Origin of the sequence: Reichenbachiella sp. (genome assembly GCF_965233835.1) — a bacterium.
GTDB lineage: Bacteria > Bacteroidota > Bacteroidia > Cytophagales > Cyclobacteriaceae > Reichenbachiella.
Window position 1 is genome coordinate 437,017 of the sequence record NZ_OZ247585.1, and the last position, 24,843, is coordinate 461,859.

Annotated in this window: 17 protein-coding genes; 5 read left to right on the forward strand and 12 right to left on the reverse strand. The window is 40.2% G+C overall.

Going from position 1 to position 24,843, the window contains the following annotated elements; all coding sequences use genetic code 11:
- Positions 1 to 3: 3 nt before the first annotated feature.
- From ACO6S2_RS01850 to guaB, 7 genes are all read right to left on the reverse strand, one after another.
- On the reverse strand, positions 4 to 1,350 hold the full coding sequence (locus tag ACO6S2_RS01850) for a peptidylprolyl isomerase (RefSeq protein ID WP_422360815.1): 1,347 nt from the start codon (positions 1,348 to 1,350) through the stop codon (positions 4 to 6).
- The gene (locus tag ACO6S2_RS01855; RefSeq protein ID WP_422360816.1) at positions 1,331 to 2,200 is read right to left on the reverse strand and encodes a peptidyl-prolyl cis-trans isomerase; all 870 of its coding nucleotides are present in this window, start codon (positions 2,198 to 2,200) and stop codon (positions 1,331 to 1,333) included. The genes ACO6S2_RS01850 and ACO6S2_RS01855 overlap by 20 nt, the downstream gene beginning before the upstream one ends.
- Positions 2,190 to 4,151 (reverse strand): peptidylprolyl isomerase, encoded by a 1,962-nt coding sequence (locus ACO6S2_RS01860; protein ID WP_422360817.1) that lies wholly within the window; start codon positions 4,149 to 4,151, stop codon positions 2,190 to 2,192. Before ACO6S2_RS01860 ends, ACO6S2_RS01855 begins: the two co-directional genes overlap by 11 nt.
- Entirely contained in the window at positions 4,148 to 4,567 is a 420-nt protein-coding gene (locus ACO6S2_RS01865) for an ATP-binding protein (protein ID WP_318169876.1), read from the reverse strand. The genes ACO6S2_RS01860 and ACO6S2_RS01865 overlap by 4 nt, the downstream gene beginning before the upstream one ends.
- Before the next feature lies 1 nt (position 4,568).
- Complete coding sequence (locus tag ACO6S2_RS01870; protein ID WP_422360818.1) at positions 4,569 to 4,910, reverse strand: STAS domain-containing protein; 342 nt, start codon at positions 4,908 to 4,910, stop codon at positions 4,569 to 4,571.
- A 1-nt stretch (position 4,911) separates the two neighbouring features.
- Positions 4,912 to 6,966 (reverse strand): GAF domain-containing SpoIIE family protein phosphatase, encoded by a 2,055-nt coding sequence (locus ACO6S2_RS01875; protein WP_422360819.1) that lies wholly within the window; start codon positions 6,964 to 6,966, stop codon positions 4,912 to 4,914.
- A 127-nt stretch (positions 6,967 to 7,093) separates the two neighbouring features.
- Positions 7,094 to 8,563, reverse strand: a complete 1,470-nt coding sequence (gene guaB, locus ACO6S2_RS01880; protein WP_422360820.1) for an IMP dehydrogenase — start codon at positions 8,561 to 8,563, stop codon at positions 7,094 to 7,096.
- Between the two features lie 188 nt (positions 8,564 to 8,751).
- Here guaB and hemA point away from each other — a divergent pair, with 188 nt between their 5' ends.
- Both hemA and ACO6S2_RS01890 read left to right on the forward strand, forming a co-directional pair.
- Entirely contained in the window at positions 8,752 to 10,032 is a 1,281-nt protein-coding gene (hemA, locus tag ACO6S2_RS01885; RefSeq protein ID WP_422360821.1) for a glutamyl-tRNA reductase, read from the forward strand.
- Positions 10,029 to 12,236 carry a WG repeat-containing protein gene (locus ACO6S2_RS01890; RefSeq protein ID WP_422360822.1) on the forward strand — a complete coding sequence of 736 codons (2,208 nt, stop codon included), beginning with the start codon at positions 10,029 to 10,031 and terminating at the stop codon, positions 12,234 to 12,236. The genes hemA and ACO6S2_RS01890 overlap by 4 nt, the downstream gene beginning before the upstream one ends.
- Here ACO6S2_RS01890 and ACO6S2_RS01895 read toward each other — a convergent pair whose 3' ends face one another.
- Genes ACO6S2_RS01895 through ACO6S2_RS01915 form a run of 5 tightly spaced genes read right to left on the reverse strand, consistent with a single transcriptional unit; the run spans position 12,237 to position 19,507 of the window.
- Entirely contained in the window at positions 12,237 to 13,505 is a 1,269-nt protein-coding gene (locus ACO6S2_RS01895) for a M16 family metallopeptidase (protein WP_422360823.1), read from the reverse strand.
- Positions 13,505 to 14,728 carry a type IX secretion system outer membrane channel protein PorV gene (porV, locus tag ACO6S2_RS01900; protein WP_422360824.1) on the reverse strand — a complete coding sequence of 408 codons (1,224 nt, stop codon included), beginning with the start codon at positions 14,726 to 14,728 and terminating at the stop codon, positions 13,505 to 13,507. Before porV ends, ACO6S2_RS01895 begins: the two co-directional genes overlap by 1 nt.
- Before the next feature lie 28 nt (positions 14,729 to 14,756).
- Positions 14,757 to 18,131: a type IX secretion system sortase PorU gene (gene porU, locus ACO6S2_RS01905; protein ID WP_422360825.1), complete on the reverse strand. Its 3,375-nt coding sequence runs from the start codon at positions 18,129 to 18,131 to the stop codon at positions 14,757 to 14,759.
- 39 nt (positions 18,132 to 18,170) lie between these two features.
- Positions 18,171 to 18,863 (reverse strand): CDP-alcohol phosphatidyltransferase family protein, encoded by a 693-nt coding sequence (locus ACO6S2_RS01910; RefSeq protein WP_422360826.1) that lies wholly within the window; start codon positions 18,861 to 18,863, stop codon positions 18,171 to 18,173.
- Positions 18,860 to 19,507 (reverse strand): MBL fold metallo-hydrolase, encoded by a 648-nt coding sequence (locus ACO6S2_RS01915; RefSeq protein WP_422360827.1) that lies wholly within the window; start codon positions 19,505 to 19,507, stop codon positions 18,860 to 18,862. Before ACO6S2_RS01915 ends, ACO6S2_RS01910 begins: the two co-directional genes overlap by 4 nt.
- Positions 19,508 to 19,563: 56 nt before the next feature.
- Between ACO6S2_RS01915 and ACO6S2_RS01920 the strand changes: the two genes are divergently transcribed.
- The 3 genes from ACO6S2_RS01920 to ACO6S2_RS01930 all read left to right on the forward strand — a co-directional run bounded on the left by ACO6S2_RS01920 (position 19,564) and on the right by ACO6S2_RS01930 (position 24,817).
- Complete coding sequence (locus ACO6S2_RS01920; RefSeq protein ID WP_422360828.1) at positions 19,564 to 20,631, forward strand: NAD(P)/FAD-dependent oxidoreductase; 1,068 nt, start codon at positions 19,564 to 19,566, stop codon at positions 20,629 to 20,631.
- 4 nt (positions 20,632 to 20,635) lie between these two features.
- On the forward strand, positions 20,636 to 23,884 hold the full coding sequence (locus ACO6S2_RS01925) for a translocation protein TolB (protein ID WP_422360829.1): 3,249 nt from the start codon (positions 20,636 to 20,638) through the stop codon (positions 23,882 to 23,884).
- A 69-nt stretch (positions 23,885 to 23,953) separates the two neighbouring features.
- Entirely contained in the window at positions 23,954 to 24,817 is an 864-nt protein-coding gene (locus ACO6S2_RS01930; protein ID WP_422360830.1) for a YicC/YloC family endoribonuclease, read from the forward strand.
- Positions 24,818 to 24,843 lie beyond the last annotated feature (26 nt).

A 24,843-nucleotide genomic window follows, 5' to 3' on the forward strand; every position in this document is an offset into this window, starting at 1 on the left:
ACATTAATTTATCAAAATTCGGCAATTTTCATATTCAGGATCGACATGAATATATACTTCACCCTGAGCATCCTTAAACCACTTTGACATGATTTTGTTGCGTTTGTCAGCGACTGACGCAGCTCTAATTTTTTGGTAGTCCTGAAGTAAATTGGCCTGATGAGGAGCCACCTTATCTTTATACATAAGGATACGAACAGCATCGGTTCCATCGGCCATTCTAAATTCCATTGGCCTAGTGATACTTCCTACAGCCATCGTATCAATAGTGAAAAATAGCGTAGGGTCGATTTCTTCCACAGAAACCCTCATGGCACCCGTTGCATCACTGAAAAAACCACCATTACCTGCCGTAAGTTGGTCATCTGAATGTTCCTTGGCCAGTACTTCAAACCTCATGCTGTCCTCAATTACAGATGTTCTTAAGCTATCCAAAAAGTCTTTTGCCTCCTGAACATCACTTTCGGTAGATTTAGGAATAATAAGAATATGCCTGGAACTATAAGTGTTTCCTCTTCTTTCGATCAATTGGATCAGGTGGAAACCAAACTGTGACTCGACCGGTCTAGAAATTTCCCCTGGCTTCATGCTCAGAGCAGCAGCTTCATACTCTGGTGCTAGTTCTCCTCTTTTGAAAAACCCTAGCTCACCTCCAGCTGGTGCCGAGCCTGGATCCTGAGAATACTTTTTAGCCAATTGTCCAAAATCCTCACCATTTTCTATTCGCCTCTTCAATTCAAGCATTTGCTTGCGAATTTCACCCTTCCGGTTATCGTTTACCTCTGGGATTTTTACGATTTGTCCGATGGTCACTTCGGTAGAAAAGTAAGGCAAACTGTCGGCAGGTATTTTGCTAAAGAATTTTTTTACTTCGCCGGGCGTCACCGATACATCTTGTCCGATGGTGCCTTGCATTTTTTGAACGATCATCTGTTCTTTGATCTGATCAAAAAGTTCCTCTTTAAACTCCTCTATTGATTTATTATAAATCTCCTCCAGCCGTTCTTCTGAACCGATCTGCTGAATGAAATAGGACATTCTCCTATCCAAATTGCTTTCTACTTCAGCATCGAGCACATAGACTGAGTCAATTTCAGCCTTGGCCACCATCATTTTATTGATTACCAGAGACTCCAAAATTTGGCACTTGGCATTGCCCTGAGATAATTCGCCTCTTGACAAAAATTCGAGATAAGCCCTGTCCAACTCTGACTTCAACACGATGTAATCATCGACCTTGGCAATAATTCTATCTATCACTACTCCCTTATCATCAGATTGTGCATTGACACCTCCTACGAGGCCAATCCATAGTGCTACTAGCCCTACTTTAATATATTTCAAATTCATTATTTTCCTTCGCTACTTTATAAACCTCTTCTTCCAATTCCTTTCTCAACTCCACTTTTTTCTTGTTGATCAGAATGCTCTCAATATCATCCTTGATATAGGCTAATGGTGCAATCTGATCCGATATTTTATAATCCAATATGCGGATGAAATAGTAATAATTTTCATCGGATGTTTCTACAAAACTATTGTTCTTTAAAAAATCCGCCTTTTCTTGAACAGTTATCAATGGTGTATTACTTATTACTTCATCAAAATTGATCCAAAGTTCTGTCTCCAAAGAAGACTTAGATGCAAATCGATAACAGTATGACTGAATTTCTTCTAGGTTTGAGTCAGGATAGGTTCTAATCAATTTTCTAAAATTTTCTATCTGAGGAGCCTCTACTGGTACCATCGCAAACAAACATCTCATGATGTTTTGACGGAGTACAAAATTCTCAAACTTCTCATTATAATATTTTTCGATTTCTTCTTCAGAAGTCTCTTTATCCAAGCGTTGATTGATATAATGCATTTCAAATTCGTGGACCATTAAGGCATATCGATAATCGAGTATCTTTCGCTCAATCTTGGCTTCATCAAAATCCAATTCGGTAGATGCTCTGGCTATGGTTAGCTGTTTTTTAACCCAGGAGTCTACATACTTAGAGACAATCATACTGCTATCACCTTGGTTACCTCTGGGCGTTAAACTACTGATATCCTCATCATAAAGGAATATATCATTAACACGAGCGATTTTTACCCGGTCGTCCACTTCTTCTGTGGTATCTACCTGATAAAGATGCTCGCAGGATACGGTCAGAAACAAGGCGAGCCCGCCAGCTATGTAAAAGTTAATTTTCAAATTCTTCGATATATAATTTCAACACTGACCGATTCAGTTTCATTGGATACTTTTTACTCAATGTCTTCAGCCACTGTTTTTCTAATTCGTTCTGATAATCCGATATCACCAATCCTTTAATGCTTTCCAATGGCTTATAACCTTCTGCTTGAATCGACTCAAACGACCAAAGCGTATAATAATTTTCTCCTTTTTGAATGGAGGTACCTATCTCCCAGTGATCATCGAGCCAATCATTCTTTCGCTTCTCAATTTTTTCATCAAAAGTCTGCAAAGTTAATGGTTCTTGGCTATTGAACAGGCTATCTAATTCGGAATTTGACCTATCCAATTGAGTGCTAACACTTTGAAGCACAGCAGAATCCTTTGAAACGAACCTTCTCACCACAGCATGCTCAGCCAATTTATAGTTCTTCTTTTTATTCTTTTCATAGAACTCCTCAAGACCTACGCTATCCACCATCGCCTTGTTCCAAACTTCTTTCTCCATGAGATTGAATAGCAAAATGCCGCTGCGGTATTCATCCAATACCATTTGGTAATCGTAGTTGTTCGCTTCAACAAGCTTAAGCTCCTCATCAAAAATGCTCTTTTCTTCAAATTGGTTGTACAGCTGATCTACATACACCGGTAGCGAAGTCAGCTTTCGTTTCTTTTGTTTTTCAACAACAAAATCTAAAAAGTCATTCACGGTATAAGATACATTGTTGGTTCTAAACAACGTCTGTTTCAAATCGGCTTTTGTATCTGTATAACTCCAATTAGCCTCTAGTAAGGAAGAGTCAAAGTAAGTAATGAGCTGCTTGCGAACAGAAGAAAACGCCTTAAAACTTTGAGATGCTTTCAACTTTGACAATGCAGTAGATTTTTTGTCAGCGGCTCGAGTATCTCTAGATATTTTACTCTCAAGGTCAGCTCTCACTTCATCTAAAGGAGGGACACCCTTTTTATCAATTAGTTGTATAATGTGCCACCCGAATCTGGTTTGGATGGGAGCGGAAATATCTCCAGCGTTTTGCAAAGCAAAGGCAGCAATTTCAAATTCCGGCACCAAATTTCCAGTCCCAAACCATTGCAGCCTTCCGCCTTGTTTTTTGGTGCGAACATCATCGGAATAGAGTCTGCACTGCTCATTCCAATCGGCTCCAGCTTTCAGGTTTTCATAAATAGATGTCGCCTTGCTTTTTGCTGTCAACATAGTAGAGCTGTCCGGACTAGAGCGAATCATAATATGGGCAGCCAATACTTCTCCTCTGGCCTTTCTTTTCTCTTTGACTTCAATGATATGATAGCCGAATCGTGTTTTCACGGGACCTACGATTGAACCTGTCGCACTTTCATAAACTGCATTTTCAAATGGATAAACCATCTGCAATGCAGAAAAGTAACCCAGATACCCTCCATTTTGTTTGGCACTTGGGTCATCGGATTCTCTCGCCGCTAAAGTCGCAAAATCTTCGCCGCCCTCTATTCTCTTTTTTATATCTAAGGCTTTATTGTAGGCCTTCAAAGTATCTTCTGGATTGGCTTGTCCTTCTGACTTAATCAAAATGTGCGAAGCTGAAACTTCTTGTTTCATTCTTGCATACGCTTCCTCCACCATTTCATCATTCACCTTAGTCTGCATGAGGTATGGTTCGGCCAGCTGCTTTTTGTAAGCTTCAAACTCTTGTTTGAATTCTGGGGTTTGATCCTGGCCAAGAGTCACCGCCTCTTTTACTTTCAGTCTAAACTTCACATACAAATCCAGATACTCATTCACCTTGATTTTGGCACTATCCGCTGATGGCTCATCAGAGTTTTTTAGAAAGTAGTAATTGAATGATTTCAAATCATAAGACTCATCTCCTAATTGAAAGAGCATTTGATTCTCCAGGCTGGGTTGAGCGAAAGAGAAAATGGAGGATAAAGTAAAAATGAAAAGGAGTGAAAGTCGGGAGGGTTGGATCATTTGTCTTTAGTAAACTTTTTAATCATTCTGCAAATATTCTTATTTTCTTCATTTTTGAACTCTACAGTATCCATTATATTTTTTACTAACATGATACCCAAGCCACCTTTTTTCCTTTTGCGAATGATTTCTTCCAGATTCGGTTCTTTGTAATTGTTGTAATTGAAGCCAATGCCATAGTCTATTATTTCAAACAGAACACCGTCCTTGCCATGGTCCTCGATGAATAACTCTAAACACTCGGAAGGATTGCATTTGTTCGAATGAATAATCAGATTAGCACATACCTCGTCCACGGCCAGTATAACCTTATGTGCATCTATTTCGGATAAACCAATATCGGTCAGCACCTCCGCCACAAAGTGCCGGATTTCCTTGAGCCGCTCTCTTTTACAATTGGTTTTAAACTGATGCATTTTATTTAATGGCCTCCAAAGCCTCTTCTTTATTTTCTTTGATCGTGATCAATTGATTCAAACCTAAAATCTCAAACACCTCGTTCACCTTTGGCGCCATGCCATAGATCACGAACTGAATACCCTCATTTTCTAAGTCCTGAATGATAGACATGAATACGCCCAAACCGGCTGAAGAGATATATTCCAAGTCTGCCAGGTCCACGATAATCTTCTTACTGGACGCCATAGCATTTTTCAATCCTTCCTCTAAATGAATAGAGGACGAGGCGTCCACCTCACCCCCAATAGAAAGCTGGTAGTAAACCGGATCGTCATTGATATGATTATCTATTTTTATCATTCTAGTTAAATTTCACAATTAATAGGGTATAGTCATCATTCAATGATTCCTTACCACAAAACTCATATAGATCGTTGATTATGCCTTCTTGAATAGCACTAGGTGATTGGTCGGCGTGCTTGGTCAGAGCACTTTGTAGTCGATCGAAGCCAAATTGCTCCTTTTTATCGTTGCAGGCTTCGGTAATTCCATCGGTGTACAATACCAGCACGTCCTTGGCCTGATATGTAAACTCGTTTACCTGTACGTATTTATGGAAATTGAAGTTTCTCAAAATCCCTAATCCCAATCCTCTATTCTTAAAATATTCTGTTTTACTGGTTTCTGTACTGTAATAAAGTGATGGACAATGTCCTGCACGCGCAAAATGAACTTTTTTCTTTTTGCTATCAATCACAAAGAAAGAAACTGTAATGAACGAAGTACTTTCCAAACATCTACTTAATGCATTATTGGCGTGGACTAAAAACTCCTTGGGATCAAGATCTAACTGCACCAAACTTTGAAAGACTCCTTTCATTTGTGCCATGTGAAAAGCAGCAGAAGTTCCTTTTCCTGACACGTCTCCTATAATTAATGCTGTGCGGTCTTCGTCTAGCTGATATACATCGTAGTAGTCGCCACCCACCTCATCAGCTGCCTGAGAATAAGCGTGAATGTCGTAGGCCTCACAAGGCTCGAGTCGTTCAGGTAGCAGTTTATTCTGAACACGGTTGGCAATCTTAAGCTCCTCCTTATAGCGTTCATTAATGATAGCGTCATTGAGTAGACGAAAGTTCTCCACCGAAATACTCGCCTGATTAACGAAGGTATCGATGATGTCAATCATCTCTCTATTGAATCCATCATTTACTTCCTTGAGTAGAGCCAGCACACCAATTTTTTCTCCTTTTACCGTGACCGGAAATTGAAGAATGGATCGGAAATTGACATTCTTAAGATTCGCCGAAATTTTCAATGACTTTGGATTTCTGTCAAAGTCGGAGTTTAGTATTTTTTTAAAACGACTATTGTTGACTGCCTTGGTGATAACAGGAATTAGCTCTTGATCCAAATTGTGCGTGAGTGTTACTTCTACATTTTTACTTGGATCAGATATTTGCAACCAAGCCGCCTCAGAGTAGACGGCGCTGACCGAACTGTCTAACAGAATTTCATATACTTTTTCTTCGCTCTCTCCAGCAGGAATTGACTGACTTAATCGCTGGAAATTCACCGCTTCCTCTAGTTTCTTTTCGAATACAGAAGTAGTAGGGAGGTTAAACAGAATCACCAACAAGGCGATCACACAATAGACCACAATAAAAGTGATCAGTGCCAAAATAAATACACTATCCAAGAGGTCTCGAACCAGCTGCACTTTTTCTGAGAAGAACATCAAGGTCTTGAAGAAATACCAGATGTAGATTACTACCAAAAGGACAAACAAGATACTTCGCCACTTTTGCTTGAAATTAAGATACGCTATCCATTTGAGGTTGAATGAGAGATACAACCCAATGAGAACCAAAATTCCATACACCGATAGAAAGGCAGGATCTTGATAATCATGAGAAAACAAATCGAATATCAGCGTACCTAGCAAGGCATACTCATACAATTGCCAAGTAGCCAATAGGGTCTTCGACTTTTGATAAAGTATCAGTCTTTTCCAAACAATGAAGGTTGAGATCAAAAAGGCAATAACGAGCCCTATATTGACGTGGTAGAGAAAATTAATGATCAGGGTATTGCTTCCCACCTTACTTGAAGCGAAAATGGTAAAGAAAAACTCTATGCACAGCGTGACAACTGTGGCTATCAAACCAGACACAAAAACCCTCCAGAGCAGATCCACGAAATTGACACTTTCGGCCTGACCGATATTGAATCTATAGAACAGAATCAATGAGATGATAAACATGGCCAACAGAGCATTGGACACGAAAGGAGGGAAGCCAAAAGCGATACCATTGAGCTCACTAAATAGCGCCATCAGATCCACTATGGTAAATAGCGACCAGAAAATAATCCCGAGGATTACACTTAATCTAATGATGCCCTTTTGTGAAATCATTCAATGAGTTGATAACCGAGGCAATTTAGTTCAAACCTTATAGGTTTTCAAAAACCTATAAGGTTTAGAACAGAAAACCCCAGCCTCTTATAGAAACTGGGGTTTGAAATGTTTTAGAACAAAGGTCTTACCTACTATAATTTGGTGCCTCTCTCGTAATCTGAATATCGTGCGGGTGGGACTCAGCCATGCCTGCGCCGGTCACTTTCACGAACTTAGCTTTCTTCAAGTCTTCTACAGTTCCCGCACCACAGTAGCCCATGCCGGCCTTTAGTCCACCTGTCATTTGGTAAAGCACTTCAGATACCTTGCCTTTGTATGGCACCCGACCTACAATACCTTCTGGTACTAATTTCTTGACATCGTCTTCAGCATCTTGGAAGTAACGATCCTTAGACCCATCTTCCATGGCTTCCACAGAACCCATGCCGCGGTAAGTCTTGAACTTTCGTCCTTCATATATAATTACCTCACCCGGAGCTTCTTCTGTACCTCCCAGCAATGAACCAATCATGATACAATTGGCTCCAGCTACTAGGGCCTTCACAAAATCCCCTGAGAATCGAATACCACCGTCGGCGATGATTGGAATGTTTCTTCCTTCTACTGCCTTGGCCGCTTCATATACCGCTGATAACTGAGGCACACCCACACCGGCAATAATTCTAGTGGTACAAATACTTCCAGGTCCCACACCTACTTTGATAGCGTCTGCCCCAGCATCTGCTAACGCTGTTGCTGCTTCTGCAGTAGCGATGTTTCCTACGATTACATCTAGATCAGGATAAGCCGACTTTATTGTTTTGCAAGTATCAATTACTCCTTTTGAGTGGCCATGTGCTGTATCAATAGACACCACATCTACGCCTGCATCTATCAATTTTTGAATTCTTTCCTTAATGTCCGGAGTAACTCCTACAGCCGCACCTACTCTCAGTCTTCCAAACTCGTCCTTACATGCATTTGGCTTGTCCTTGTTCTTCAAGATGTCTTTATAGGTGATGAGGCCAGTCATTTTACCTGCATCATTTACTATCGGAAGTTTTTCAATTTTGTACTCTTGCAGGATTTCTTCAGCACCCTCTAATCCAATACCATCTTTGGCGGTAATCAGATTGTCCTTAGTCATGATCTCTTTGATCAGCAGTTTTTTGTTCTTTTGAAATCTCAGATCACGGTTGGTGATGATACCCACTAAAGTTTTGTCTTTGTCGATGACAGGAATACCACCAATCTTATGCTCTTTCATGGCAGCCAAAGCATCACCCACAGTAGCATCTCCATGAAGTGTAACAGGGTCAAGAATCATTCCACTCTGCGATCTCTTCACTTTACGTACCTGAGCCGCTTGCTGCTCAATGGTCATGTTCTTGTGAATAAAACCGATACCACCTTCCAAAGCCATGGCAATGGCCAAGTCTGATTCTGTAACAGTATCCATAGCCGCGGAGACTAAAGGAATGTTTAATTTGATGTTTTTTGTGAGATGCGTACTCGTGTCTGTATCTCTGGGTAAAACTTCTGAATAACCGGGGAGTAGAAGCACGTCGTCGTAGGTGAGTGCTTCAAAAACCAATTTAGAACTGTCGAAATGCATGTGCAAATAAGTGTTTTTATTTGCCGTGCAAAACTAGGGTCAAAAAAGTTATGATTACGCATGAACCCTCAGATAATTTTTAATGTTAGTGCGATTATTTATACAGATTCTAAATAACGACTGACATGATTCTCGTCATATAAAATATTCCTTTTTGGGTTAATTTTGCCAGTTCGAATAGTAAGAGTATGCACAATCAATTCAAGGCGGTCAGTTTATCTTATAAAAACACGCCAGTTGACGTACGGGAAATGGTAGCATTCGATGAAGCACAAAGCAAGCAGCTTCTCGAATTAGTTGAGGATTACGCAGAGATTTCTGAAGCATTGATTATTTCTACTTGCAACAGAACGGAAGTTTATTACTCCTCTCCTTCAGACCACTACGAAACTATCATCAAGTTAATTGGTGTGGTAAAAGGTATGTCTGACATTTCAGCTCACAAAAAATATTTCTCCAATCTTAATGAGCACAAACAAGCGGTTCAGCATTTGTTCAATGTGTCAATAGGCTTGGAAGCACAGGTCGTGGGTGATTTGCAAATCATCAACCAAATCAAGTCGGCTTATCAGATAGCGGCTGATCAAAATATCATAGGCCCTTTCTTACACAGGTTACTGCACACGATATTCTTCACCAACAAACGTGTAGTTCAAGAAACTGCATTTCGCGATGGCGCGGCTTCTGTCTCTTACGCTACTGTAGAGCTGATTAACGAATTGACCATCGCTCATGAGAAACCAAATATCCTGGTACTCGGTCTTGGTGAAATCGGCGAAGATGTTGTTCGGAATCTAGAACACATTGCTGAGAAAGAAGTAGTAATCTGCAACAGAAGTATTGAGAAAGCGAATGCCTTAGCAGAGGAATTTGACTTTACCGTGGTACCATTTGAAAATTACGAGCAAGCCATCTTAGATGCAGACGTGATTATTTCATCGGTCCGCGTAGAAAGCCCTTTGATCACAAAAGAAACCTTTGGAGATCATAAGATCCTGAGCCATAAATACCTTTTTGATCTATCAATGCCACGAAGTATTGATCAAGACATTGAAGAAGTAAATGGTCTTCTCCTATACAATATTGATGGGATTCAAGCGAAGGCTACTGAAGCCTTAGACAGAAGACTGGCAGCCATTCCTGATGTGAAAGCAATTATTGCAGAAGCCGTGGATGAATTTGGCAATTGGTCTAAAGAAATGGAGGTTTCTCCTGTCATCAATAAATTGAAGAATGCCCTTGAAGACATTCGTCAGGCCGAAATCTCTCGCTACCTCAAAAAGGCTAATGATGCAGAAGCTGAACTGCTGGATAAGGCAACAAAAAACATGATGCAGAAAATCATCAAATTGCCTGTATTACAATTAAAAGCCGCATGCAAGCGGGGAGAAGCCGATTCATTGATCGAGGTCCTCAACGACCTCTTCAACCTGGAAGAACAGTCGGAAAAAATCAAATCCAAAGGGTGAGTATAAAAAAGTATCCTACTTATTTATTCGCCTTCCTTTTTACACTATACCTACAACTTCAAGCAGAAATTGTGCTTTGTCAATCTGCTATTGACTTTTATAAGGAGGGAAAGAACGTTGGTTTAAAAAACAGCAATGACGAGGTTCTCATTCCTGCCACTTATGAACAACTGGGCTGGAGCAAAGGACTAAGCGTTCCTGTAAATGACATCATAGGCTACAAAAAGGAACACTGGGGACTCATCTCTATCAAAAACAAGATAATCACAGCGCCCAGATATTACTCCCTCGAAGCCTTTCACAAAAACCTTATCATTGCCTCGATAAAGGGGAAATTTTCTAACGAATTATTCTTTGGGGTCATTAACTTCAAAGGTGAAGTGGTAGTCGATTTTAAATACCACTCCATCAAACCCCTTCATGATCTATTGATTGTTTCAGAACGAAAGAGGGGTCAATCCTACTACGGGCTGCTTTCGCATCAAGGGAAAAAATTACTCCCAACTGACTTTCTTCAAATTTCTTATTTCAAAGGTGATCTCTTCGTGTTTACCAACACAAAAAAACAAAAAGGTATCATTCACAAAAATGGTTTAATCAAGATAGAAGCTACTTTGGACAGCATAGCACCTGCTTCTGACAGTTATTCGTTGATCATTAAAAGCGGTAAAATTGGTGCTATTGACTCATCAGGATCGGTACTTCACAAACCAATGTATAAAAGCATAGCTATGTTCAGTCAAACTGAGGAATTCAAGCACTATCAAATTTTTGATGCCAATCACAATTTACTCAAGGGCTTTTATTGTGATTCGATTTCTGAAATTTCTTCTGATTTGATCGCCATAAGTCGCAATGGTTTTTCGGAAATATTGAATTCTGATTTTGAAATGGTATATCGCGGGCAATCACTGAAGAAGCTCTCCGCTTTTCGCAAAAATGTTGTCGTAAAAAATGGTGTGTATCGTATCATCAAGTACAATGGCGTGCCTGTCAATGAAAGTGGATTTGACACCTTGGTGTTTGATACCAACTACATCTATGCTTCTAATAGGAACAGCTGGAGCATATTCAACAAGTTTGGTTCCAATATATCAACACTGCATTTTGACAGCCTATTGGCTGGCAGCAACAATCTGATTCCAATAAAAAGAAATGATTACTGGGGATATATCGACCATTCAGGGAAAATAGCCATTTCTTCCAAATTTGATGAAGTCGGGCTATTTATCGGCAATATTGCTCCCGTGAACTATTTGGGGTCCAAAAGAATCATTAATCAGTTTGGAGAATTCATCGGGGCCTATGAATACGATCATGTGGCTATTCAAAAATCGAACACAGCACTAGTTTCTAAAAGGGGGCGTACCGATCTGATCAACTATCAAGGAAAAATTCTGTTTCAGACTTACAATCAATTGGCTCCTAATCATTTTGGGTATTTAGAGTCTACGGCTGACGGGAAAGTTGGGCTCATTTCTCCCATAGGAGAGATTCTCCTTTATCCAGAATATGATAGTATTTCGGAACCGAAAAGTAGGCGCTTTGCGGTCGTCCACCAAGGAGATAAAGTAGGCCTAATCAATTCAAAAGGTTTTTGGATTATCCCACTCTCAGAAGACATGCAAGAGATTTGTCATGAAGGAGAGGGGTTCATCAGTATTAAAAAAAATGGACAGTATGGTTTTGTTGATTTTGGCCAGCGATTGCTCATTGCCAACAGATACGAAAAGACTAAACCATTCACCTCCGGTCTGGCGGCAGTATCCCTAAATGGCAAATGGGGATTTATCAACAAAAAAGAACAACTGATCATTCAGCCCACTTACGATGAGGTAACACCCTTCAAGAATGGAATCTCACTGGTCAACCGAAATGGAAAAATCGGAGCGATAGATAAATCAGGTAAAGTAAAAATCAAAATTGAATTTGATACCATCAACCCCACCACCCATGATTTTCTTCTTGCAGAAAAAAATGAAAAACTCGGACTCTTCAATCAAGTTGGCAGACTACTGCTCGAACCTTCCTATACAGATATTCGCCCTACCCTAGATGATCATTTTATTGTTGAGCGACGCGGGTTGTACGGGCTGATTGATTCTTCTGGTAGATACAGTATCCCATTAAGATATTTCAGCATTCAAGAAATTTCAAATGGGCGATATATCTGCTTAGAAACTGGAAATGAAGAGGTAGAATAACTAGTGATTTAATCCAACGATCACGGTGTATGCATCTTTAGGATTAAAGTATTTTTCTGTTGCTTCTCTGATGGACCCTTGATTCACTGTCCTCAAGGTTTCAAAATACTCATCGTAATAGGATGAGTCCAGGCCAGCTTCTTCTAGTTTTTTGAATTTGCCCATGAGCTGAAAAGGTGTACCGAGCGATGCTAAAAAAGATCCCGACAAATAATTGGTAAGTGTTTCTATTTCTTCTGTAGGGATCGGGTCTTGTAGCAATTTGTCGATTTCTGTTCGAATTTCAGTGAAGGTGTCTTGTGTATGTGCAGCGACTACATCGCCAGCGATCATTCCAAAAGAACTGTGTTTGAGATGGACAGGGTAGGCATGAATTCCATAAGTATAGCCCTTTTCTTCCCTTATATTCTTCATTAGTCTCGACCCAAAATAACCTCCCAACAGACTGTTTGTGATTTGATAATCAAAGTAGTCCTTGTCATTTCGGTCAGGAATAAGCCAGGCCATCCTGATAGATGATTGCATGCTGCCTTCTCGTTTTACATAAATGTCTCGAGTAGGTGATTCAAAATCAGCGGTCTTTTTTGTCGGCTCATTGGACTTAGGAAATACGAGGTTATTTTCAACCAAACCAACCAATTGATCATTTACCTGACCGGAGAGATAGATTTTAGGATTGTGAAATAGTCGGTCTGAGTAATATTGTTTTACATCAGACAATTGTACCTCATCAATATCTGAAATACTTAGTCCTTGTCCATAACTGAATTCTGCGCCATAAATAGCCTCTCTCAATTTTTTGGAGGCAAATAAATTGCTCTTGTTGTCATTCAGCGCAATCTGATCTTTACGATTCGATTTTAGGATTTCAAACTCCCTCTCTGGAAAAGTGGATTCATTGATAATCTCATTGAGCAAAGCAATGACCTGATCAAAATTTCTTTCCAAACCATACACTGCAATAGAAACATCGTCAAAGCCGGGGTTGATTTCTAGAAAAGCACCCAGTTTTTCAAAGCCCTCAGTAATTTGGTGAGCCGTTTTTTTACCTGTTCCTTCAGCTAACATTTTGGCTGTCAGCCAAGAGGTGGCCTTTTTGGATTCAAACCAAATCCCTGATTCAAATACGAGTTCTATTTTAACTACAGGCTGGTCTCCTGCACTGAGCCAAAACAATGAAGCTCCCGAGTCAAACGTTTGTCTATTGACTTTTGGTAATCCACCAAATACAATTTCACCTGCTGGTGGGGCAATGGCTCTATCTAGCATTAATTCAAAGTAGTATCTTGTACTTCTGCCTTTTCGAAGTTGAATAACAAAGAGAATCTCACAGTCTCAGCCAACGGATGATTGTTGTCTCCAGGAACCAGGTAAGAGAAGTCAATTCCAAACTTCTGATATCTGAAACCAAGACCCAAGGTGAGGTACTGTCTGCCTCCCTTATTTTGGTTTTCATAAAAGTAACCAAGGCGGGCGGCGAAAAGTTCTTTATACCAGTATTCCACACCTGTTGCTATCATAATTTCTTGCATTTCTTCAGAGAAACCATTTGGTGCATCACTAAAAGATCCGAACATTCCAGCCAATAAATTTCTGTTTGGGTCCTTGCCTTTAAAAATTACCTGATCTCCATTGTTGTCTACAACAGGTTCCCCTGTATCAGGATCTACGGCATATATTGGTGGTGTAGGCACCATCAGTTTGTTCAAGTCCAAAGCAAAGGTCAACGAGTTATAGGCATCCAGCCCTACCTTTAAGGCTGTACCTACTCTCAAGTTAATAGGAATAAAGTCAGCCTCACTTTCACTGCTATAGGTTACCTTCTGCCCGATATTAGTAATGGCCGCTCCAAAAGAAATCTCTGAATCTTTACCACTAATCACAATAGGGTTAGTATAATAAAAGCCCAAATCCACAGCGAAACTCTTCCCTGGTTTGGCAGCTCCAGTCACACTCCCAATTAAGTTCGACCAGATATATCTTGCGGTTACGCCGATACCAATTTTTTCTGTAAGCTTCCTTGAATAGGTCGCATCAAAAGCCATCTCTCTAGGGTTCTCAACACCCAATGCATTTCCTGAATTATCGGTCAATTGGATCTCTCCCAAATCAAAGTATCTCATGGATACTCCAATTGTTTGGATGCGATCCAATTTGTAATACCCAGAGAGATAAGAAAGAGACATGTCCCCTACGATGTTTTTTAGCCAGGGGGCATAAGAGAGGGAGGCACCATAGTCTTTATCAATGAAAGCCAATTTTCCATTATTCCAATGAACACTATTGGCATCTGGCGAAGTAGCAACTCCAGCATCTCCCATTCCCGAAGCTCTGGAATCTGGGGCAAAACTGATAAATGGTACGGCTGTAGTGATTACACGAGAACCCTCTTGTCCTGCTAAATCATCTAAACTAATTTGTCCAAACACAACTAGGCTAGGTAGTGAAAGGAAGGTGGTTATTAGAATCCTTTTAATTGTTGTCGTTGTCATAGATTAAAAATTAACGTGCGCAAGATAGCTAATTCATGATTACTATCCTCCTATACACTTCTCCAGCAGAATTATCTATCTGGCTTTGTACTTTGAGCCTATAAATATATATCCCTTTTCTTACTCTATCTGCACCTGCGCTATTCAAGTTCCAGTCCAATTGAAGTGTACTTTCAGAAACATTATCAAAACGATAAACTCTGGTATATATTTCTTGGCCCTGCATATCTGTGATCGTAAGAAAAACACGAAGGTCTTCTCCCAACCTATCATGCTCAAATCTTATGGTAGTTTTATCTGCAGCAGGTAGTATCGGATTCGGGTAACTCAGTACCTCGGTCAACTTAATGCCATTTTCTTCCGTGATGAAAAATTCAATAGTCTGACTGGTTTCATTATTGAGAATATCTGAAGCTTCCAAGGTCAATTGATGCCGGCCCATCTCAAGGTTTTCCAACGGATAGGTAATCCAACCTTCTTGATAAGTATCTAAAGATGCCTCATAGTATTCATTCAGGACGACAGGTTCCGAATCATCCAAATAAAGAAAAAGCTCATTCCCAAAACCAGCATTGGAAATGTTGATACCACTTTCATCTGTAAGCCTTGCAAGCAGAAGAGGTGATGGTCCTACAGTCCCTCCTGACTCAAAGGTGCTATCGTTGAGGAATAAATCAATTGCTGGCGGTGATTGATCAGAATTTTCTGACTTTTCCGATCCCCCCACAATCACTTCAGAAAAGGCGCCGTGAGCATCTATCGTAGTTAGATGATTGAGTGCATAAAAACTGAGTTTACCTTCTCCGAAGGAATAGTTGATGTTTTTGGGGACAATAAACTCAATGTCGAACTCTCCCTCTGTAACCGTAGCTCGACCCTGAAACAACAGCACATCTCTGATCTCAAAAATCTCCGTTGTCGTTTCATCACCTAAAGTCTGAAAATTAGCTGGTTTGTCATATGCAGTCAATGTCACCGCTCCACTAAATTTAGAGTCAAGAACGCCATTAGACTGAACTTCTCCGGTAATTTGATATTTACCAAAAGCCCTCAGGGTGTCTAATTGATCAATAGCTTTTCCATTAATTGACTTGAGGGTAATGGTTTGTTCAGGGTATGCAATCCGCATCATCGGGTCTCCCAGTAGCGCATAGTTCCTGTTGCCAGCACCCACGAGGCTATTGTTTTTTGTTTCTCTCATGATGTCTCCCAGCCTCTTGAATTTACCATCAATCTTTTCCATGGCCGAAAAATAAAAGGCCTCGTTGATTTGATAATTGGTATTAGAAAACACAGGTCGAGTTGCCGTGATCAAGGCAACCGATCCACCATAAGGAAGCAAAACCATTTTTTCTCCTCCTGACACTCTATTGGGGTCATCATAGTTGCCAAACTGACAAGTGGCGGTGATAAACAAAGACATCACAATGTTGTTACTCAAATCATTGATCATGAATTCATTAAAAATGTCTTCGTGCGTCAGCTGGCCTTCGTTACCATGCCCTGTAAAATTCACAATCAAGTTGCCCTGAGATATGGCTTTGAGAAAAGCTTCGGATGCTTTCGGTGATTTATTTTGATCCTGCTCATAAGCATCCAGATAGAGTTTGTTTACATTCAACTCTGTTCGTGTGGTATCCACATATTCGGCCATTTTTTCAGCGTCTTGCTGATGGATATTGCCATCACCGTCGTCAGCGATAAATGTTATTTTGTTTCTCCACTTACCGTAACCCAACCGGTTAGTTTGATACCGAATCATTTTGTTTACGACTCCTTCTCCTTCTTCATTGGTCTGAATAGGAATGCGTCCGACGCCAATTTCCATGGTGTGGTCTCCAGCAGAAGTCTCTACCCATTCGCCCTCATCATCTTCCATAAAACCAAAATAGTCATCCGACGAATAGCTCCATAGTTTATGCAAAGAGTTTCTAGACTCATATACCGGAACAAAATTGGTGGAGTTAATACTTCTATCTTTATAATCGAATGAGCAGTCTCCAAACATCAAAACGTATTTAAGCTGGCCATACTTTTCATATTGAAACCTGATAAAATCCCGGATTGCTGTCACATCCTGTGATCCACTTGAAAATTCATTGAGTATCTGATTTACGGTAACCACCTCAACTAACAAACCATCGTGCATTAACCTAAAATCTGCTAACCTTCTCGCTGATGCCAGAAAATTGTCGTGAGTGATGATAATACCATCTGCAGCAGGCAAACCATGAAGGTTTTGATTGACCACTTGTCCGACAAATAGAGGAGTCTCTTCCTGCCCTTCATTAAATGCTAAGAAATGTTGGGTTTCTGTTGTGACACCAAATGACAATTCATCAGACGCAGACAGTGCATCTATCTGATTTATCTCAGAAGGGTCTGAAATATCCCAGATTTGAGTTGATGATCCCGCTCCTGATATTTTGTACGCCTGATCGCTGGAAGTTTTGTGCCAATTCAATACGCCTGTAGACAAATTCAAACTTTTCTCAGAGAGCAAATGCGCATAATCCACGTAGCCATCACTGACTCCTGGCTCGTTAAAAGTCAGTTGTAGAGAGAGGTTATCCAAATTGCTAAGGGAAGAACTATTAATACTCAAAGTATCCTGCTTGATATCAGCCTGCGTCACATAGGTTCCAGAAGAAACCGGGTCCATTAAAACCGAACCTAAACCTTGTCCATTCAGAGACAAATCGAATGACGAAGACTCTGCAGACCGAGACATCAGACTTATATAAATGGAAACCTCAGAGTCACTCACTAAACCGTTGGCAGAAAATTCAATAGTTTGCGTTCTGTCAGAGCTTGTAAAGCGCTCACCAAACCAATGACGTCCGGAGCTAATAATTGTATTTTCCTCTAGTTCGTGTGTTTGTAGCTGTAAGTATGTATCTGAAACGGGAGCACCATTTACCGGCAGGCTGGCTTCACTTATCCTTTTACCATCCGATTCCTGAATGGTTAGAAAATAAAATGCCGTATCACTATAGACATTTCTTTCGAATTGAAACGAGTTCGATGGTAAGTCATAGCTCAGATGGTCAGAGGACTTCCCATAAAAAAGCAGATAATCGTCCGTATCAAATGTGCTATCCGATTCTCCAAAAACCAATATACTATTCTCAATAAGGTCATTAGGCCTAACTTCATCATTAGCCTGTGGTAACATTCCATTATAGAAGTTTCCATAAATGGCTAGTTTTCTAGGGTCGATGCTACTTGGATCCAATCCCATTTCTGTGAGAAAGGTATGATCAATTTTGTATGGCCCGTCTTTAAGCACAGCCAGTTTGTACCACTGACCACTGGCTAGCACTGATGAGTTTTGCCCCATTACATCATACATACTGGTAAACAAGAGCAAAAATGCCGATATGATATATAATTTCTTTTTCAACCTATTTCTATCAACGCCACCGGTTAGGTCTTTTGTTCCTTACGCTTTTGGAGCGATCAGATGTGCAAATACTGAACCAACTATATACATGACAATAATTAATGGCACAGCCACTAATTGAAAGAAAATGCCCATGACTAAACTCAAGAATAAAAAGACATATTTTGCTTCGTTGCCCTTCCAGCCATACTTACTAAACTTGAAAGCCAGCATAGGAATATCTGCTACCAAAAGAAAGGAGGTAGCAAGCGTAATACCCAATAGAGCCATCCAGTTGTTTACTACTTCATACCAAATGCCTTCTGTAGCCAAATGAGCCAATGAGATAATTAAAAAGGCATTGGCGGGCGTAGGCAACCCGTAGAACCGATCAGATTGACGTTCATCATTGTTGAACTTAGCCAATCGAAGTCCTGACATCACTGCAATTAATATGGCAGCATATTTCCATGGTGTATCTGGTGCACTAATCCATAACAATTGATACATGACCAGCGCAGGAACCACACCGAATGAAACCATATCAGCCAAAGAATCAAGATCTTTACCAATGTTGGAAGTTGATTTTAGCATCCGCGCTGAAAACCCATCAAAAAAATCGACCAAGCCTGATAAGAGTGTGTAATAAATGACAGACTCTAGTCTCCCTTCGAATATCTCCACAATAGCAAAACAGCCAAAGGCCAGGTTTAGACTCGTCAGAGCATTGGGGGTAAAGTTTCGAATATTCATTTCGACAAAGCGCAAAATGGATTGGATACTTTTTCTTTTCCTACTGTAGTAGTACCTCCATGTCCCGGGTAAACCACCGTGTCATCCTGTAAAGCAAAAACTTTCTCATGAATACTCTTGATCAAGGTATCAAAATCACCTCCTGGTAGGTCAGTTCGCCCAATGCTTCCATCAAAAAGCACATCCCCGCCGATACAAATGTTTTGTTCTTGATTGACCAATACCACGTGTCCTGGTGCGTGTCCTGGGGTAAAGAAGATATCTAAAGCAGAATTACCAAACTTTACTTGATCACCCTCAGCGAAGAATTCTTCTGCTTCCGTAGTTTCAAAATTCTGAAAGCCGTATGCAGGTGCATATACCTCCACTGACTTGAGTGTGGCTTCGTCCTCCTTGTGAATGACCAGCGAAACACCATATTTTTTCTTTACGAAGGCGTTGCCAAATACATGATCGATATGACAGTGTGTATTGATGAGTTTTACAACCTTTAGTTCATTGGACTCAATGAAGTCGGTTAGCTCATCTTTTTCGGCTTGCTCATAGCAACCCGGATCGATAACAATCGCTTCCTTGGTTTCGTCATACAATACATAGGTATTTTCCATGAAAGGATTGAAAACAAAATTCTGAATTTGGATCATATTCTTAGTAGTAAGTCCGCAATTTTGTTGGATTATTGCTCAATCGCAAATATAACATGTACGACTACTTAATCATTGGCCATGGCCTCGCGGGAGCCATACTTTCACAAAGATTGCTCGAAAGAGAGCAAAAAATCATGGTTTTGGATCAACCTGATCAAAACCACTCATCAACAGTGGCTGCCGGAATCTTCAACCCTATAACCGGCAGGAAGATGTTCAAAACATGGAAGGCGGATGAACTATTTCCCGAGTTGAATAGCTTCTACCCGAAACTGGAAAGTAAACTTGAGTCCAATTTTTTTCATCCCATTGGAGTCTATAGACCATACTTTGCCATAGATGACCAAAACGACTGGGAGGCTAAAAAATCGGATGAAAAATTTTATGCCTACATTGATAAAACCGCCACTTCTCATATAGAAGCCCACCAACTTCATGATCCACATGGAGGGTTGTTCTTGAATCAGGCCGGTTACGTAAATATTCTCAAACTTCTAAATGCCAATAAAAAGTATTTGATCGATAAGGGTTGTTATCAGGAAACAATGTTTTATGAACAGGATTTGAAGAGCCATTCTGATCACCTTTCTTTTGGTGATTTAAAATTCAAGAAAATAATATTCTGTAATGGTATTATGGCGCATCAATCCGAATGGTTTCACTGGTTACCCTTCCACCCAGTAAAGGGAGAAATAATGGATATCGAAATGGGTAAAAGACCTAAGACAATTTATAATCGAGGGGTTTTTATTTTGCCATTTGAAAATCAAAGTATTCGAGTCGGGTCTACCTATAAGCACCACTTTGATGACATGCAACCAACCGAAGCCGGACAAAATGAATTGAAAGAGAAATTGAGCGGATTGCTAAACGAAACATATCAGATAAAAGGAAGTAGAGCGGGGATAAGACCAGCCACAAAAGATCGACGGCCATTCATTGGAAAACATCCAGATAATGAACATATTTATGTCTTTAATGGTTTTGGATCTAAAGGCGTTTCTTTGATACCTGAGTGTTCAAAATTATTCACGACCTATTTGTTGGATGGCGAGGCGTTGGATACGGAGATAGATATTAGTCGTTATTACTCACATTATCCGACAAAACCCAAAAATTAACTGCATGCGTTTGAAAGCACTACTTATTGGTCTTCTTTTACTTTCTTCAATGGCTGTACAAGCTCAGGAGCATAGAAAGGTATTTGGCCAAAACAGAGTGCAATACAAAAGTTATGACTGGTACTACTACAGTACAGATGATTACGACATTCATTATTACGCGCTGGGAGAAGAATATGCCAAGTTAACGCTGGACTATCTCGACGAAGAATATGACAAGCTCACAGACATGTTGGGCTATGCTCCCTTTTCAAAAACAAAAATCTTTCTATACAATTCTCCTGTTGACCTCAAGCAAAGTAACATCGGTGTAGACGGAGCCACTTTCACCATTGCCGGTCAAACGAAGTTTGTTAAGCTTCAAGTAGAAATCGCTTACCCAGGCAGTATTGTAGAGTTCAAAAAAGAACTGAAATATCGTCTCACAAAAATGCTTCTAGACGACATGATGTTTGGCGGCAGCTTAGCAGAAATGTTCCAAAGTGCCTATCTACTTCATTTACCCGAATGGTTCATTGGTGGAGCGGCTAACTATGCAGCCTACGGGTGGAGTGTAGAGATGGATGACTATATGCGAGACTTCTTAACTAAGAGAAAAACCAAAAAATTGAATCGCCTTGAAAATGTAAGGGCACAAATGGTAGGGCAGTCAGTTTGGAATTACATCGCTGTGAAGTACGGACCAAGCAACATTTCCAATATCCTCAACCTCACAAGAATCATTAGAAACCCCGAGCACAGTATTGCTAGTTCATTGGGGATCTCTTTCAAGCAGTTTAAATACGAATGGGCAGAGTATTATAGAAATGCCAATGCCACATTGGATGCAGCCTACGATTCACCTGAAAAAGACAACAAATTGATTAACAAAACGGGCAAAGTGGCCAAGCTTACCAAAGTCCGTGTAAGTCCTGATGGAAAATATCTTGCTTACGTCAATAACTATCGTGGCAAGTACACGGTGAATGTAAGAAATCTCGACAACGGAAGAGAACGAACTGCGCTTCGTGGTGGCTACCATGTAATCAATCAGGAGGTAACTCTTGAGCTACCGATCATCGAATGGATATCCGAATCCAAATTGGGTATTATACAGAATTGGTATGGCACCAACTATCTTGTATCATATGATGTCCCAACCAGAACGAAACAAAGAAAATCACTGCTCAGGTTTAATCAAATTCAAGGCATCGGTTTCAACGATAATGGAAAACTCGCCGTACTTAGTGCTGACATTCAAGGCCAAAACGATCTGTATTTAATCAGTATGAGAAGAAATGCGGTGAAACGACTGACAAGAGATAAATATGATGATCTCAACCCAAAGTTCATCCCAGGTACAGACGCGATCGTATTCAGTTCTAACCGTCCAAGCGACACACTGAATCTTGAGCTTGACAATATCAACGATGCTCCTAACAACTTAAACTTGTTTGCCTACGACCTCGACACTACGACCAATGTAGTCTACAGAATGACTAATACACTGAGTAATGATTATTACCCTGTCCCTGTAGATCGAGAAAATGTATTCTACCTCAGTGATCAAAAAGGAATCTACAATCTTTACAAATACAACTTCTCTAACGGAATCTATAATCAAGTATCAAATTTTAGAGCCTCCTTGCAGGAGTACGATATTAATAGACAAAACCATGATTTGGCCTTTTTAATGCTGAATAAAGGCAAGTCCAGAATCTATCTTCATGAGAATTACAATTTAAATCAAACCACTTTTACACCACCTACTTTGCGCAATCAGATTGAGCAGGTAGAATTCATCAAAAAAAGAAGAGCGGAACAAGATAAAGATGATCTTCCATCTGAAGAATTGGAGTTGGGCGAGGGCCTATTTGATATTTCCTCCGAAAGCGAAGGGGTAGAAACAGAAGAGGAAGATGGCGCCTATGAAGATGTATTTATTGATACCGATGATTACCAATTCGAAGATGAACCAGAAGAAGATGAGGAAGATGGACAGGCGTTTTCTTTTCTTACTACTTATCAAAAAATGCAGCGGGAGCCCAGCGTAACTGGGCCACACCCCTATGAAACTGCTTTCTCTTCCAACAATGTTATCACCACTTTCAAAATTGATCCTATACGCGGTTTCGGGATTTTAATGGAATATGAAATGAATGATATTCTTGAAAATCATAAGTTCTACGGCGGATTTCTTGCCATCACAGACCTGAAAAGTGGCGACTTTTTTGCTGAATATCGCTTCCTAAAATATACTATAGATTTAATGGCCAGATACGATAGAAACGTTTATTTAGAAGAACGATTTGATTTCTCTGGTGCGGGAGATGAGATTATCCAAAAGTATAAAAAGAATACGTTCACGCTAGGCGCTTCATTACCACTTTCAGTAGCCACCCGATTTGATTTGCAGCCGTTTGTGACTTTCACAAGGTTCAACAATTTAAGTCCAGACGCTCTACAGAGAAACTTTCCTCCTCAAGAGCCCTATGTACTAGAATCAAAAAATACATTCACAGGAATCAAAGCCCACTGGGTGTATGATAATACATTGGCCAATGGACTAAATCTATATGAGGGAAGCCGTGCTAAAATATCCTTTGAACACTATCAAGCCATTTCCGATAACGACCTTACTTTCAGTAACTTCTCCATTGACCTACGTCGGTATCAAAAAATATCTCGAGAGCTGATTATAGCAGGCCGTATTTACTTCGGAAGATCATTTGGAAACAACCCAAAGACTTACATGCTTGGTGGTATGGACAATTGGGTAGCCAATGACAGTGAAAACACTGATCAGGTTAACTCACCACTGCACTTTAGTAACACCAAGGATAATACTGATATTCTTTTCGCTGAGTTCGTCAATTTACGAGGCTTCGATTATAACACCTTTAGTGGCTCAAACGTCTTGGCGATGAATGCAGAACTAAGGTTTCCAATATTTAAATACTTTTCTCGCGGATCCATAAAATCAAACTTCTTAAGAAATTTCCAAGCCATTGGTTTTTACGATCTGGGGTCCTCCTGGACTGGTAAGTCCCCGTTTAGTGACGATCACGAGGTAAATAGCAAGATAGTCAGAAGAGAAGGCTCTCCATTTGAGGCTGTAATCAGAACTTCGGACAATCCCTGGTTGGCAAGTTACGGATTCGGAATTCGTACTGTCCTTCTTGGCTACTATGCTCGATTTGATTTTGCCAAGCCAATTGCCGATTATGAAGTCGGAGATATGCAATTCTATCTTAGCTTAGGTTACGATTTCTAAGGCTGTTCCCAATCTGCTTCCATTTTTAAAACTGGTCTTATTTAGCGATTATTGCAAATGCTTAAATCTATGACAGGGTACGGCCATGCGAATTTTGAGAATGATCAAATGAGCATTGATGTGGAAATCAAATCCTTGAATTCGAAGTTTCTCGATATCTCTACAAAGCTGCCCAAAGAAGTGGCTGCCTACGAAAATGAAATTAAAAAAATTCTAACGGATAAAATTGTCAGAGGTAAGGTCAACTTTAATGTTGACATTACGCTGAAAAATGGTATTGGTAGTGCCGGCGTACTAAACCAATCATTATTTGATCACTACAAAAAGCAGCTGCGTGCTGCTGTGAGTCAGTCTGAATTGTCGGATACTGATTTGATCAAAGAAGTACTTCGACAACCAGATATCTTCGAATACTCTGACACCACCAATGACCTTGTAGATAAAAAGCAGCTCTTTGCCTTGATCAATCAAGCACTTGATGAGTGTGAAAAGTTTCGTATGCAAGAAGGACAAGCTGCTGAAGCTGCCCTAGGAACTTTCGCAAAGAAAATTGACGAAAAATTGACGCTTATCAAAGCCAAAGACCCAGAGAGAATTACAGCAATCAAGGACCGAATCAATGAAAGTCTGTCCGAATTAGCGGTCTCCGATAAGTCGGACCCTAACCGGTTCGAACAAGAATTAATCTACTATATAGAAAAGCTAGATATAGCTGAAGAAATTATCCGTCTACAAAACCATATTTCCTACTTCCACGAAACTCTGGCATTAAAGGAATCGCAAGGAAAAAAGCTTGGGTTCATCAGTCAGGAAATGGGAAGAGAAATCAATACTATTGGCTCAAAAGCCAACAACTCCGATATTCAAAAATTAGTGGTAGATATGAAGGATGAGTTGGAAAAGATTAAAGAACAGGTGCTTAACGTGGTTTAATCCACTCAAATTTTAGCATAAAAAAA

What these genes read in the sequence shown, in the direction of transcription:
- ACO6S2_RS01850 (WP_422360815.1), bottom strand. Translation starts at nt 1,350, where the DNA reads ATGAATTTGAAATATATTAAAGTAGGGCTAGTAGCACTATGGATTGGC.
- ACO6S2_RS01860 (WP_422360817.1), bottom strand. Translation starts at nt 4,151, where the DNA reads ATGATCCAACCCTCCCGACTTTCACTCCTTTTCATTTTTACTTTATCC.
- ACO6S2_RS01865 (WP_318169876.1), bottom strand. Translation starts at nt 4,567, where the DNA reads ATGCATCAGTTTAAAACCAATTGTAAAAGAGAGCGGCTCAAGGAAATC.
- ACO6S2_RS01870 (WP_422360818.1), bottom strand. Translation starts at nt 4,910, where the DNA reads ATGATAAAAATAGATAATCATATCAATGACGATCCGGTTTACTACCAG.
- ACO6S2_RS01875 (WP_422360819.1), bottom strand. Translation starts at nt 6,966, where the DNA reads ATGATTTCACAAAAGGGCATCATTAGATTAAGTGTAATCCTCGGGATT.
- guaB (WP_422360820.1), bottom strand. Translation starts at nt 8,563, where the DNA reads ATGCATTTCGACAGTTCTAAATTGGTTTTTGAAGCACTCACCTACGAC.
- hemA (WP_422360821.1), top strand. Translation starts at nt 8,752, where the DNA reads ATGCACAATCAATTCAAGGCGGTCAGTTTATCTTATAAAAACACGCCA.
- ACO6S2_RS01895 (WP_422360823.1), bottom strand. Translation starts at nt 13,505, where the DNA reads ATGCTAGATAGAGCCATTGCCCCACCAGCAGGTGAAATTGTATTTGGT.
- porV (WP_422360824.1), bottom strand. Translation starts at nt 14,728, where the DNA reads ATGACAACGACAACAATTAAAAGGATTCTAATAACCACCTTCCTTTCA.
- ACO6S2_RS01910 (WP_422360826.1), bottom strand. Translation starts at nt 18,863, where the DNA reads ATGAATATTCGAAACTTTACCCCCAATGCTCTGACGAGTCTAAACCTG.
- ACO6S2_RS01915 (WP_422360827.1), bottom strand. Translation starts at nt 19,507, where the DNA reads ATGATCCAAATTCAGAATTTTGTTTTCAATCCTTTCATGGAAAATACC.
- ACO6S2_RS01920 (WP_422360828.1), top strand. Translation starts at nt 19,564, where the DNA reads ATGTACGACTACTTAATCATTGGCCATGGCCTCGCGGGAGCCATACTT.
- ACO6S2_RS01925 (WP_422360829.1), top strand. Translation starts at nt 20,636, where the DNA reads ATGCGTTTGAAAGCACTACTTATTGGTCTTCTTTTACTTTCTTCAATG.
- ACO6S2_RS01930 (WP_422360830.1), top strand. Translation starts at nt 23,954, where the DNA reads ATGACAGGGTACGGCCATGCGAATTTTGAGAATGATCAAATGAGCATT.